This window comes from Nisaea sediminum (assembly GCF_014904705.1).
GTDB classification, from domain to species: Bacteria; Pseudomonadota; Alphaproteobacteria; order Thalassobaculales; family Thalassobaculaceae; genus Nisaea; species Nisaea sediminum.
Map to the genome: position 1 here is coordinate 84,650 of NZ_JACZCQ010000014.1, position 12,453 is coordinate 97,102.

General features: G+C 64.6%; 12 protein-coding genes. 8 read left to right on the forward strand and 4 right to left on the reverse strand.

Going from position 1 to position 12,453, the window contains the following annotated elements; translation table 11 throughout:
- Positions 1 to 23: 23 nt before the first annotated feature.
- The 8 genes from IG122_RS22360 to IG122_RS22395 all read left to right on the forward strand — a co-directional run bounded on the left by IG122_RS22360 (position 24) and on the right by IG122_RS22395 (position 8,694).
- Entirely contained in the window at positions 24 to 1,928 is a 1,905-nt protein-coding gene (locus IG122_RS22360) for a methylmalonyl-CoA mutase subunit beta (protein WP_193188790.1), read from the forward strand.
- The gene (scpA, locus tag IG122_RS22365) at positions 1,925 to 4,078 is read left to right on the forward strand and encodes a methylmalonyl-CoA mutase (RefSeq protein WP_193188791.1); all 2,154 of its coding nucleotides are present in this window, start codon (positions 1,925 to 1,927) and stop codon (positions 4,076 to 4,078) included. The genes IG122_RS22360 and scpA overlap by 4 nt, the downstream gene beginning before the upstream one ends.
- 31 nt (positions 4,079 to 4,109) lie before the next feature.
- On the forward strand, positions 4,110 to 5,138 hold the full coding sequence (gene meaB, locus IG122_RS22370; protein WP_226893856.1) for a methylmalonyl Co-A mutase-associated GTPase MeaB: 1,029 nt from the start codon (positions 4,110 to 4,112) through the stop codon (positions 5,136 to 5,138).
- Between the two features lie 68 nt (positions 5,139 to 5,206).
- Entirely contained in the window at positions 5,207 to 6,262 is a 1,056-nt protein-coding gene (locus IG122_RS22375; RefSeq protein WP_193188793.1) for a nucleotidyltransferase family protein, read from the forward strand.
- Between the two features lie 71 nt (positions 6,263 to 6,333).
- Positions 6,334 to 6,783 (forward strand): SufE family protein, encoded by a 450-nt coding sequence (locus IG122_RS22380; protein ID WP_193188794.1) that lies wholly within the window; start codon positions 6,334 to 6,336, stop codon positions 6,781 to 6,783.
- 10 nt (positions 6,784 to 6,793) lie between these two features.
- On the forward strand, positions 6,794 to 7,219 hold the full coding sequence (locus IG122_RS22385; RefSeq protein WP_193188795.1) for an iron-sulfur cluster assembly scaffold protein: 426 nt from the start codon (positions 6,794 to 6,796) through the stop codon (positions 7,217 to 7,219).
- A gap of 32 nt (positions 7,220 to 7,251) precedes the next feature.
- Positions 7,252 to 8,328 (forward strand): NAD-dependent epimerase/dehydratase family protein, encoded by a 1,077-nt coding sequence (locus IG122_RS22390; protein WP_193188796.1) that lies wholly within the window; start codon positions 7,252 to 7,254, stop codon positions 8,326 to 8,328.
- A 165-nt stretch (positions 8,329 to 8,493) separates the two neighbouring features.
- Positions 8,494 to 8,694: a hypothetical protein gene (locus IG122_RS22395; RefSeq protein ID WP_193188797.1), complete on the forward strand. Its 201-nt coding sequence runs from the start codon at positions 8,494 to 8,496 to the stop codon at positions 8,692 to 8,694.
- 73 nt (positions 8,695 to 8,767) lie between these two features.
- Here the strand turns inward: IG122_RS22395 and IG122_RS22400 are convergent, their stop codons facing one another.
- From IG122_RS22400 to IG122_RS22415, 4 genes are read right to left on the reverse strand one after another with little or no spacing between them, the layout of a single operon-like run.
- On the reverse strand, positions 8,768 to 9,628 hold the full coding sequence (locus IG122_RS22400; protein ID WP_193188798.1) for a metal ABC transporter permease: 861 nt from the start codon (positions 9,626 to 9,628) through the stop codon (positions 8,768 to 8,770).
- Entirely contained in the window at positions 9,625 to 10,503 is an 879-nt protein-coding gene (locus IG122_RS22405; protein ID WP_319024952.1) for a metal ABC transporter permease, read from the reverse strand. Before IG122_RS22405 ends, IG122_RS22400 begins: the two co-directional genes overlap by 4 nt.
- A complete protein-coding gene (locus IG122_RS22410) occupies positions 10,500 to 11,405 on the reverse strand; it encodes a manganese/iron ABC transporter ATP-binding protein (RefSeq protein ID WP_193188799.1) in 906 nt (301 codons plus the stop codon). The genes IG122_RS22405 and IG122_RS22410 overlap by 4 nt, the downstream gene beginning before the upstream one ends.
- A gap of 8 nt (positions 11,406 to 11,413) precedes the next feature.
- On the reverse strand, positions 11,414 to 12,331 hold the full coding sequence (locus tag IG122_RS22415; protein WP_319024953.1) for a metal ABC transporter substrate-binding protein: 918 nt from the start codon (positions 12,329 to 12,331) through the stop codon (positions 11,414 to 11,416).
- Between the last annotated feature and the right edge of the window lie 122 nt (positions 12,332 to 12,453).

Sequence of the window (12,453 nt, forward strand, 5' to 3'; positions counted from 1 at the left end):
GTGTGGAAGAGGTGGCCAAGGCAATGTCGGTCCTGGACAACGAAACCTTGATGGCGCTCGCGGAGGACTTTCCCGAGACATCCCGAGACGCCTGGATGGCGGCCGTCGAGACGGCGCTCAAGGGCGCATCCTTCGAGAAGGTGCTGACGCGCCAGACCTACGAGGGTCTGCGGCTGCAGCCGATCTATACGGCCGAGGACGCGCCGGAGGGCCGTGCGGCGCCGGTCGCGGGTGGAACCCGGACGGAGACCGGCTGGGACGTGCGCCAGATGCAGGCGCACGGCGACCCGGCGGAAGCCGCGAAGGCGGTGAAGCAGGATCTCGAACGCGGCGCGACCTCCGTGCTGCTCCGGATCGACCGTCCCGGTGTGGACGGCATCGTCATCGGCTCCGCGGACGATCTCGACCGGGCGCTCGACGGCATTCACCTCGACATGGTGCCGGTCGCGCTCGATGCGGGCGCCTTTGGACCCCGTTCGGCGGCTATCCTTGAAGAGCTCTGGTCGAAACGCGGACACGGCGCAGGCGAGGTCTCCGGCAGCTTCCGGATCGATCCGCTCGGTGCGCTGGCCCGCGAGGGCTGGCTTCCGAGCGCGCTCGATGCCGCACTCGCAGAACTTGGCGAAACCGCGTCGCGCGCCGCGTCCGCGCATCCGAAAGTCCGCGCCGTCGGAGTCGACACGGCGCCCTATTACGAAGCGGGCGCGAACGAGGTCCAGGATCTCGCTTTTTCGATGGCGACGGCGATTGCCTATCTGCGCGCAATGGAAGCCGCCGGGCTCGACGTGGCCACCGCTGCCCGCCAGATCGAATTCAGCTACGCGCTCGGCGTCGATGTTTTCCAGGGCATCGCCAAGCTGCGCGCGGCGCGGCGGCTCTGGGCCCGCATCCTCGAGGCATCCGGTGTAGATGCCGCAAAGACGCCGATGCTGCAGCATGTGGTGACCGCAGAGCGGGCAATCGCCGGACGCGACGTCTGGGTGAACATGCTGCGTGCCACGGTCTCCACTTTCGCCGCCGGCGTCGGCGGCGCCGACAGCCTGACGGTGCTGCCCTATGACAGTACCGTCGGATTGCCGGACGGCTTCGCCCGGCGCATCGCGCGCAACACGCAAATCATCCTGATGGAAGAGTCCGACCTGCACCGGGTCGCCGATCCGGCGGGCGGCTCGTGGTACGTGGAGCGGCTGAGCGACGAGTATGCGTCCCGCGCCTGGGAGCTGCTGCAGCAGATAGAGCGCGACGGCGGTATGGCGGCGGCGCTGACCTCCGGGGCGGTTGCGGAGCAGGTGGCCGACGGCTGGGCGGAGCGGGAACGCAATCTCGCGCGCCGCAAGGACGAACTGACCGGCGTCAGCGCCTATCCGAACCTGAAGGAAGAAACCGCCACGGGTCTGACGGTCGACCGTGAGGCGCTTCGGGCAAAACTCGGCGCTGCGGCCTGGCCGAAGCGGACGGAGGCGGGTACCGAGATGGAAGCGCTCGCACGGCACCGGCTGGGCGAGGGCTTCGAGGCGCTGCGCGATGCGAGCGACGCCTTCCTTTCGGAAACCGGCAAGCGCCCGGCGATCTTCCAGCTGAATATCGGGATGCCGGTCGATTACACGGCCCGGGCGACCTTCGCGCAGAACTATTTCGCCGCCGGCGGGTTGGAGAGTGTTCCGGCCCAGAACGCCGCCGACTTCGTGGCGAGCGGCTGCCGTTTTGCCGTTCTCTGCTCCTCTGATAAAATCTACGGCGAAGAAGCGGTGGACGCCGCCGGAACGCTGAAACGGGCGGGCGCGGAGCGGATTTTCCTCGCGGGCCGTCCGGGCGACAACGAGGCGGCGTGGCGCGCGGCCGGTATCGACGGGTACATCTTCGTCGGCGACCAGACCCTTGCCACCCTTCGGGACGTCGCCGCCGGATTGGGAGTGATCGAGCAATGAGTGCGATACCCAATTTCTCCGAGATCGATCTCGGCGCGCCCGCGGGCAGCGCAAAGGTGGAAGGTAAGCTCTGGGAAACGCCGGAGCGGATCGGCGTGAAGCCGCTCTATACGGCGGAGGATATCGAAGGGCTCGACTTCCTGAAGACCTGGCCGGGCCTGCCGCCGTTCCTGCGCGGCCCCTATCCGACCATGTACGTCAACAAGCCCTGGACGATCCGGCAATATGCCGGCTTCTCCACGGCGGAACAGTCGAACGCCTTCTACCGGCGCAATCTGGCCGCGGGGCAGAAGGGGCTTTCGGTCGCCTTCGACCTTGCGACCCACCGGGGCTATGACAGCGACCATCTGCGCGTCGTCGGCGATGTCGGCATGGCCGGGGTCGCGATCGACAGCATCCTCGACATGCGCCAGCTGTTCGACGGCATCCCGCTCGACCAGATGAGCGTTTCCATGACCATGAACGGCGCCGTGCTGCCGGTCATGGCCCTCTACATCCTCGCGGCGGAAGAGCAGGGCGTTTCACCCGAGAAGCTCAGCGGCACCATCCAGAACGACATCCTCAAGGAGTTCATGGTCCGCAACACCTACATCTACCCGCCGGCGCCCTCGATGCGGATCATCTCCGACATCTTCGGCTTCACCTCGGCGAACATGCCGCGCTTCAACTCGATCTCGATCTCCGGCTATCACATGCAGGAAGCGGGCGCGACGGCCGACCTCGAACTCGCCTACACGCTGGCGGACGGGGTGCAGTACGCCCGTGCGGGCATGGAAGCGGGGCTCGATATCGACGCTTTCGCGCCGCGGCTCTCTTTCTTCTGGGCCATCGGCATGAATTTCTTCATGGAGGTCGCCAAGATGCGGGCCGCGCGCCTGCTCTGGGCCAAGCTGATGAAGCAGTTCGATCCGAAGAGCCCGAAAAGTCTCAGCCTGCGCACCCATTGCCAGACCTCCGGCTGGTCGCTGACCGCGCAGGACGTCTTCAACAACGCGGTACGGACCTGCGTCGAGGCGCTCGCCGCGACCCACGGCCATACCCAATCGCTGCATACCAACGCGCTGGACGAGGCGCTGGCCCTGCCGACGGATTTCTCCGCCCGCATCGCCCGCAACACCCAGCTGCTGATCCAGCAGGAAACCGGAACCTGCAACATCATCGATCCCTGGGGCGGCAGCTATTATGTCGAGCGGCTGACCCACGATCTGGCGCAGCGCGCCTGGGCCCATATCGAGGAAGTCGAAAGCTTCGGCGGCATGGCCAAGGCGATCGAGGCCGGGATTCCGAAGATGCGGATCGAGGAAGCCGCCGCCCGCACTCAGGCGCGGATCGACAGCGGCCGCCAGACCATCGTCGGCGTGAACAAGTACCGCATCGACGAGCCCGAGAATGTCGAGGTCCTGAAGGTCGACAATCAGGCCGTCCGCCGCCAGCAGCTCGAGAAGCTGGAGCGCCTGAGGGCCGAGCGGGACGAAAACGAGACCCGGAAGATGCTCGACAGGCTGACCCAGTCCGCCCGGTCCGGCGAGGGCAACCTGCTGGCGCTCGCGGTCGACGCGGCGCGGGCGCGGGCCACGGTCGGGGAGATCTCCGACGCGCTGGAAACTGTCTACGGGCGGCATGTCGCGGAGGTGAAGACCGTGTCAGGCGTTTATGCAAGTGAAGTCGGCAAGGGTGCCGAATCCGTTGAACGGGTCCGCAAGGCGGTCGATGCCTTTGAGGCCATGGAAGGGCGCCGGCCCCGTATCCTGATCGCCAAGATGGGCCAGGACGGACACGACCGGGGGCAGAAGGTGATCGCGTCGGCCTTCGCGGATCTCGGGTTCGATGTCGATATCGGGCCGCTGTTCCAGACCCCGGAAGAGGCCGCGCGCCAGGCGGTGGAGAACGACGTCCATGTGATCGGCGCGAGTTCGCTTGCCGCCGGGCACCTGACTCTGGTTCCTGCACTGAAGGCGGAGCTGGAGAAGCTCGGCCGCGAGGACATCCTGATCGTGGTCGGCGGCGTGGTCCCACCGCAGGATTACGACGCGCTCTACAAGGCGGGCGCCAAGGCGATCTTCCCGCCGGGCACCGTCATCAGCGAGGCCGCGGTGGACCTGATCGGCAAGATCGGCGAGGTGCTCGGCCATACCGACGAGGCGGCGTGACCGTTCCTTCCCTCGCACGGACCGCATGACAATGGCAGAACCGGTTGCCGCGCCAAAGCGGCGCCAGATGAGCGTCGACGACTATGTCGCCGGGGTTCGCTCCGGCGACCTCGCCGTTCTCGCGCGCGCCATTACCCTGATCGAGAGCCGCAATCCGGCGCACCGACGCCAAGCGCAGGAGGTGCTGAACGCGCTGCTGCCTTTCTCCGGCAAGGCCAGGCGGATCGGTATCACCGGCGTGCCCGGGGTCGGCAAGAGCACCTTCATCGAGGCGTTCGGCAAGATGCTAACCGGCTCCGGCCATAAGGTCGCGGTGCTGGCGGTGGATCCGTCCAGCAACCGGACCGGCGGCTCGATCCTCGGCGACAAGACGCGGATGCAGGAACTCGGCCGCGATCCCGACGCCTATATCCGCCCGAGCCCGTCGGCCGGCACGCTCGGCGGTGTTGCGCGGGCGACGCGCGAGACCATGGTGATCTGCGAGGCCGCCGGCTTTGACCACGTGATCGTCGAGACGGTGGGTGTCGGCCAGTCCGAGACCGTGGTCGCCGAGATGGTGGATTTCTTCCTCGTCCTGATGCTCCCGGGCGCCGGTGACGAGCTGCAGGGCATCAAGAAGGGCGTTCTGGAGATCGCCGACATGATCGCCGTCAACAAGGCGGACGGCGACAACAGAACCCGCGCCCGCCGCGCCGCCGCGGAGTACCGCCGTGCACTCGAGATCATGACGCCGGCGAGCCCGAACTGGCGCCCGCCGGTCTCGACCTGCAGCGCCCTTTCCGGAGATGGGCTTGCCGATATTCTCGGCGAAATCGCCCGCCACCGCGAGGCACTCAGCGAGAGCGGGGAGTTCGAGAAAAAGAGACAGGACCAACAGGTCCGCTGGATGTGGGCTATCGTGCGCGAACGCCTGATGGCGCGATTCGAGGAGAATGAGGCCGTCCGGGCACTGGTCGCGGAACTCGAGGGAGAAGTCGCCGGCGCGCGGCTGACCGCGAGTGCCGCCGCGGACCGGTTGCTTCGGACGTTCGGGCTTGCGCCGGACGGGAGTGGGGCCTGAGCGATTTCGATTTGTCTTCGGGGCCGCTTTCCCTATGCTGCGCGGCCTCTAGCCAATGACGGAAACCGATGACGATTCTGGATTCCATACTGCTTGGCCCGGACGCCCTGATCCGTGAAGCCCTGACGAAAATCGATGCGGGTTCCTCGCAGCTCGCCATCGTCGTGGATGCGGAGCGGCGGGTGCTCGGTGTTGTCACGGACGGAGACGTGCGGCGCGGGCTGCTGGCGGGCGTGACGCTGGACGACCCGGTCGACCGGATCATGAACCGGAAGCCGAAACTCGCTTCGGCGGAGGCGCCGGACGAGGAGATCCAGGCGCTGATGCGCCGCGAGGTCATTCACCAGGTTCCGATCGTCGACGAAAACCGCCGGATTGTCGCGCTCCGGACTGTCGATACTTTTGTCGCCGCCGAGCGGCTTGAGAACCGGGTGGTCCTGATGGCTGGCGGACTCGGCACGCGGCTGCGCCCGCTGACCGAGACCGTGCCGAAGCCGATGCTGTCCGTCGGCGGCCGGCCTCTGCTCGAGACCCTGGTCCAGTCCTTCATTGATCAGGGTTTCTACCGTTTTGATTTCTCCGTCAATTACCGCGCCGAGGCGATCGAGGAGCATTTCGGCAACGGTTATCGCTTCGGAGCCGAGATATCCTATCTTCGCGAGGAAGAGCCGCTGGGCACGGCGGGGTCGCTTTCTCTCATGGCGGAGCGGCCCGCGGCGGCGTTCTTCGTCATGAATGGTGACATCCTCACCTCGATCAATTTCCGCCACATGCTCGATTTCCACAAACAGACGGGCGCGGCGGCGACCATGGCGGTGTTCGAGAAGGGTTTCGACATTCCGTACGGCGTGGTGGAGGTCGAGGGCGACCGGCTGGTCACAATCCGCGAGAAGCCGACCCATAATTTCTTTATCAGCGCCGGGATCTATGTCCTGGAGCCGAAAGTGCTCGACCGGATCGCGCCCAGCCGTTTCCTCGACATGCCGGATCTTTTCGCCCGCATGATCGAGGCAGGCGAAGCCGTCAGCGCGTTCCCGATCCGGGAATACTGGCGCGATATCGGCCAGCATCAGGATCTCGACCGGGCGGAGCAGGACTTTCCGCGGGTCTTCGCGGGCAAGTAGGCCGTCCAGCCTCATTGACAAGGCGGCGCGACCGCGCCAAGTCAGAACCGTCGCTTTTCACAGGGTAAGACATGGTTGCTGAAACCGACATTCCGGCGCCGGACCGCTCCATCGCCGAGGAACAGGAAGAGCTGATCTCCGAGTTCGCCTTCTTCGACGACTGGATGGACCGCTACCAATACCTGATCGATCTCGGGCGCAAGCTTCCGGAGCTTCCCGAGGAGTTCAAGCGCGACGAGTTCAAGCTGAAGGGCTGCCAGAGCCAGGTCTGGCTGGTCGGCGACCGGCATGGCGACCGGCTGGTCTTCCGTGCGATCAGCGACGCCGCCATCGTCTCCGGCCTGATCGCCGTCATCCTGCGCATCTACAGCAACCGGACGGCCGAGGAGATCCTGGCGACGGAGCCGGATTTCATCCGCGAGATCGGTCTCGAGGAGCATCTGAGCCCGACGCGCAAGAACGGTCTCGGGGCCATGCTGAACAAGATCAAGGCCGAGGCGCAAGCCGCCGCGGCCGCGTGAGACCGCCATCGTGAGCGGCATCGACGCCATCTATCAGGACAAGATCCTCGCTTACGCCGCAGACATTCCGCGGCTCGGCAAACTTGAGGACGCGACCCACAAAGGCGAGGCCGTGAGCCGCGCCTGCGGCAGCGAGATCTCGGTTTATCTGAAAGTTGAGGACGGCAGGATCGAGGATTACGCGCACAAGGTCGACGCCTGTGCGCTTGGCTCGGCTGCGGCGTCCATCGTCGCCCGCGCCATCGTCGGCTGTACGGTCGAGGAGGTGCTGCGAGCGCGGGATCAGATGGAGGCGATGCTGAAGAAAGACGGCCCCGTCCCGGATGGAAATTTCGCGGAACTTGGCGTATTGCAATCCGCAAAGTCGCTGGCCAACCGCCACAGTTCCATGCTGCTGGCACTGAACGCTTCGGCGAAAGCTCTGAAACAAAAATGACAGTCCGCGTGTAGCGGGCCGCACGGTGAGATATGGCAATTGCACTCGTTACCGGCTCAGCCGGTCTGATCGGCGCCGAGGCCGTCCGGTTTCTGGCAGAGAAGGGGCTCGATGTTGTCGGTATCGACAATGACATGCGGGCCTATTTTTTCGGCGGCGAGGCCAGTACCGGCTGGAGCCGGGCGCAGCTCGAAAGCGCGCTCGGCAACCGCTATCGTCATGTCGCTGCCGACATCCGCGAGATTGCGGCGCTGGAGCCGGTCTTCGATCAATGTGGCGACGAAATCGCCCTGGTGCTGCACACGGCGGCGCAGCCGTCGCACGACTGGGCGGCGCGGGAGCCGATCACCGATTTCACGGTGAATGCCAACGGTACGCTCAATCTTCTGGAGCTGACCCGCCGGCATTGCCCGGAGGCGGCGTTCATTTTCACCAGCACCAACAAGGTCTATGGCGACACGCCGAACCGGCTGCCGCTGGTCGAACTGGAGACCCGCTGGGAGATCGACCGGAGCCACGCTTTCTTCGCGAAGGGGATCGACGAGAGCATGAGCATCGACGGCACGCTGCATTCTCTTTTCGGCGCGTCAAAGGTCGCGGCGGACGTGCTGGTACAGGAATATGGCCGCTATTTCGGCTTGAAGACCGGCGTCTTCCGCGGCGGCTGCCTGACCGGCCCCGGTCATTCCGGCGCGGAGCTGCATGGCTTCCTCGCCTATCTCGCCAAGTGCGCGCTGACCGGCAAGGCCTATACGGTGTTCGGCTACAAGGGCAAGCAGGTGCGCGACAATATCCATTCCCACGACTTGGTGAACGCCTTCTGGCACTTCTTCCAGGCGCCGCGCCCGGGGGAGGTCTACAACATCGGCGGCGGCCGTCATGCCAACTGCTCGATGCTCGAAGCTATCCGGATGGCCGAGGAGATCACCGGGAAATCGTTCAACTGGTCCTATTCGGAGGAGAATCGCGTCGGCGATCACATCTGGTGGATCGGCGACATCTCCAAGTTCGAGGGCCATTTTCCGAACTGGCGCCTTGAGTACGATATGCAAGGCATCATGGAACAGGTCGTGGAGGGACAGCGGGCCCGGCTGGTCGATGCACAATAATGCATTGAAATAAGACCATTTTAGGACCCTTTAACATATTTTCGGGTCCGGTTTGATTCTTAGAATTGTTCTAAATTGTTGAAACCGCAACGATTTTCCTTGCGTTCCGGGGGCGGATTCATATCCTGCCGGAACAATCGGACGATGATGGTGTGGGAACCGATCATGAGTTCTTGCGACGATAAATTCGGCTGTGGGCCGACCGACACCTGCTACAGGGCGGTCGTAAACACCTATACGAAGATGAAGATGCTCGGCCAGCGCGACGAGATCTGCTTCAACTCCGCCGTGAAGGTGTACCAGCACCATCATCCGGAAGTACCGAGCACGCGCGCGCCTTACGTGATCGCCGACTGGCTCGACTGAGCGATCCGAAATAAATACAGATCGAGGGACGCGGTTCGGCCGCGTCCTTTTTGTTTGTGCGCCGGGTCGGATGCTACGTGCCGGACGCTGACCGGGTTTTCAGCTGCGAGGCTCGACGCGTCAGCGCCATGCGGCGAAGGAACGCCACCACGAACATCGCCGTCAGGATCAGGATGATGGTCGGCGCCGGCGCGCTGTCGAGGAAGAAGCTGAGATAGGTGCCGAGCAGCATCGAGGAGATGCAGACCGCGACCGCGACCAGCAGCATCGTCCCGAAACGGCGGACCAGCAGAAAAGCGATGGCGCCGGGCGAGATCAGCAGGCCGATGGCGAGAATCAGGCCGGTCGCCGACAGGGTCGCGACGATGGTGAGGGACAGTGCGGCCAACAATCCGTAATGCAGCCAGGCCACGGGAAGGCCGGAGGTCCGGGCCTGCGCCGGATCGAAGCTGTGTAGCAGCAAGTCCTTCCACTTGAGCAGGATCGCGGCGGAGACTCCGAGGGAGATCAGTCCGGCGGTCCAGAGATCTTCCGCGCCGACGCCGAGCATATTTCCGAACAGGATATGGTCGAGATGGGCGTTGGTCTCGATCGAGACGAAGAGCACGATGCCGATCCCGAACATCCCGGAAAACACCACGCCCATCACCGTGTCCTGCTTCACCCGGCTGTTGTGCGACAGATAGCCGGTCGCGAGCGCGCAGGTCATCCCGGCTGCGAAAGCGCCGAGGATCAGCGGCAGGCCGAGGATATAGGCCAGCACGATCCCAGGCAGCACGGCATGGCTGACGGCATCGCCCATCAGGGCCCAGCCCTTGAGCACAAGGTAGCAGGAGAGCAGCGCCGTCGGCACCGCCACGATGAGCGAGATGGCAAAGGCGTTCAGCATGAAGCCGAAGCGGAACGGCATCAGCAGGGTTTCGAACTCGGTCATGCGGCCCGCCTGAGCTTCCGGCTGCGCTGAAGCGTGTCGGCGGCCTTCCGGCGTGAGGCCATCAGCCCGTGCTTTGGCGCGAAGACGAAGGTTGTCAGGAAAATCAGGGTCTGCAGCGTGACGATGATCCCGCCCGTCGCGCCGTCGAGGAAATAGCTCGCATAGGCGCCGACGAAACTGGTCAGCGTGCCGATGGCGATGGAGGTCAGGATCAGGCGCGGGAAGCGGTCGCAGAGCAGATAAGCCGTCGCCCCCGGCGTCACGACCATGGCGATGACGAGGAAGGCGCCGACGGTCTGCATCGCCGCCACGACGGAGGCGGAGAGCAGGACGAAGAAGACGGCCTTCAGGATTTCCGGGCGCAGACCGATGGACCGGGCGTGGCTCTCGTCGAAGAAGGTGACCATCAGATCCTTCCATTTCGCCGTCAGCACGGCGAGGGAGATCGCCCCGATCAGGACGAGCTGCAGCGTATCCTCCGGTGTGATGGCGAGGATGTTGCCCATGGTGATGGTCTGGATGCTGACGGAGACCGGACTGACCGAAACGATGAAGAGGCCGAGCCCGAAGAAGGAGGTGAAGATCAGGCCGATGATGGTGTCGATCTTCAGGCCCGAACGTTCGGAGAGAAACAGCATCGCGCCCGCAGCGAGTCCGCCGGCGATGAAGGCGCCGAGCGCGAAGGGCAGGCCGAGCATGTAGGCGCCGGCGACCCCGGGCACGACGGAGTGGGAGAGCGCGTCGCCGATCAGCGACCAGCCTTTCAGCATCAGGTAGGCCGAGAGAAAGGCGCAAACCCCGCCAACCAGCGCCGAGACCCACATGGCGTTGGTCATGTAGCCGTACGAGAAGGGCTCCAGCAGCAAGGCGATCACTGCGCGTCCTCGCTGCGGATCGTGTGCGTGCGCTCGCCGTACTGCACCAGGGGGCGCTCGTCGTCGGTGAAGATGGTGACTTCGCGAGTGTCTCCATCCTCGTGCAGATCGTTCCCGCCGAGAGTGAAATGGCGCAATACGCCGCCGAAGGCGCGCTCCAGATTCTCCCGGGTGAAGGTCGTCTCGGTCGGGCCGTAGGCGAGCACCGTGCCCTTGACCAGGATCGTGCGGTCGCAGAATTCCGGCACCGAGCCGAGATTGTGCGTCGAGACCAGCATCACCCTCCCTTCCTCGCGAAGTTCGCGCAGGAGGGCCACGATCTGGTCCTCGGTCTTCACATCGACACCGGTGAAGGGTTCGTCAAGCAGGATCACCTGTCCGTCCTGCGCCAGCGCCCGGGCGAGGAACACGCGCTTACGCTGGCCGCCGGAAAGCTCGCCGATCTGGCGGTGGCGGTAGGCCTGCATATTGACCCGGTCGAGTGCCTTGTCGACCGCCGCGCGGTCCCCGGCCGAGGGGCGGCGCAGAAAACCCATATGGCCGTAACGCCCCATCATGACGACATCCTCGACCAGCACCGGGAAGGCCCAGTCGACATCCTCGGATTGCGGCACATAGGCGACGAGGTTCTCGCGCAGCGCCTGCTTCACGCTGCGCCCGAGCAGCCGGATCTCGCCCTCGGCGGTCGGCACGAAGCCCATGATCGCCTTGAAGAGGGTCGACTTGCCCGCGCCGTTGACGCCGACCAGAGCGGTCACGGTGCCGCGCGGGATCTCGAAGCTGGCGTCGAAGAGCGCGGTGTGGCCGTTGCGATAGGTGACTGTGACATGATGGGCTGAAATGCCGCCGGCGGTGTCTTTCTCCGCACTCGTGTCTTTCGTCGGATCGTTGCGCGCGAGCATGCCGGGCCTCAGTTCGTCGGGGCCGCGAGACCGTCTGCGACGGTGCGGGATGTGACGGTCAGAAGATCGAGATAGGACGGAACCGGCCCGTCGGCTGTGCTAAGCGAGTCGACATAAAGCTCCCCTCCATATTTGGCGCCGGTTTCCCGCGCCACCTGCTTGGCCGGCGCGGTATTGACGGTACTTTCGCAGAACACGACCGGAATGCTGTTACCGCGCACACCGTCGATCACCTTGCGGACCTGTTGCGGCGTCCCGACCTGATCGGCGTTCATCGGCCAGAGATAGAGTTCCTTCAGGCCGAAATCGCGCGCGAGATAGCTGAAGGCACCTTCGCAGGTCACGAGCCAGCGCGAGGCTTCGGGGATCCCGGCGATGCGGCGGCGCAAGGGGTCGATCGTGCCGCGAAGCTTCTCCTTGTACGCGGCGGCGTTCGCTTCATAGATCGTCGCGTTCGACGGATCCTGTTTCGCGAAGGCGGCGGCGATGTTGTCGATATAGATCAGCGCGTTGTCGAGGCCCATCCAGGCATGCGGATTGGGTTTGCCCTCGTAGGACCCGGATTTGATCGGGATCGGTGTAATGCCGTCGGACAAGGTGACCGAGGGGATGGGGCCGAGATGCGAGAGGAACTGTTCGAACCAGAGCTCGAGATTGAGCCCGTTCCAGAGAATGAGATCGGCGTCGCTCGCGCGGACGATGTCCTGCGGGGTCGGCTGGTAGCCGTGGATTTCCGCACCGGGTTTGGTAATCGAGACCACTTCGGCAGCCTCGCCCGCGACGTTCGCCGCGATGTCGGCAAGGACGGTGAAGGTCGTCACGACCTTCATCTTGCCAGCGGCGAAGGCCGTGTGCACTGCCGCAACGCCGAGCGTCAGACCGACAGCGAGCATGAACAGTAACACCGTCCGCTTTGCGGATTTCATTGCTTCCCCTTGGGTAGCCGGCACCAGTTGCGATGTCCCGCTCACGGATCGTGCCGGGATGTGAACTTAAATCAGATATGGATTAATTTGTTAGCGCGTCAATAGAAATTTAGCTTATACTA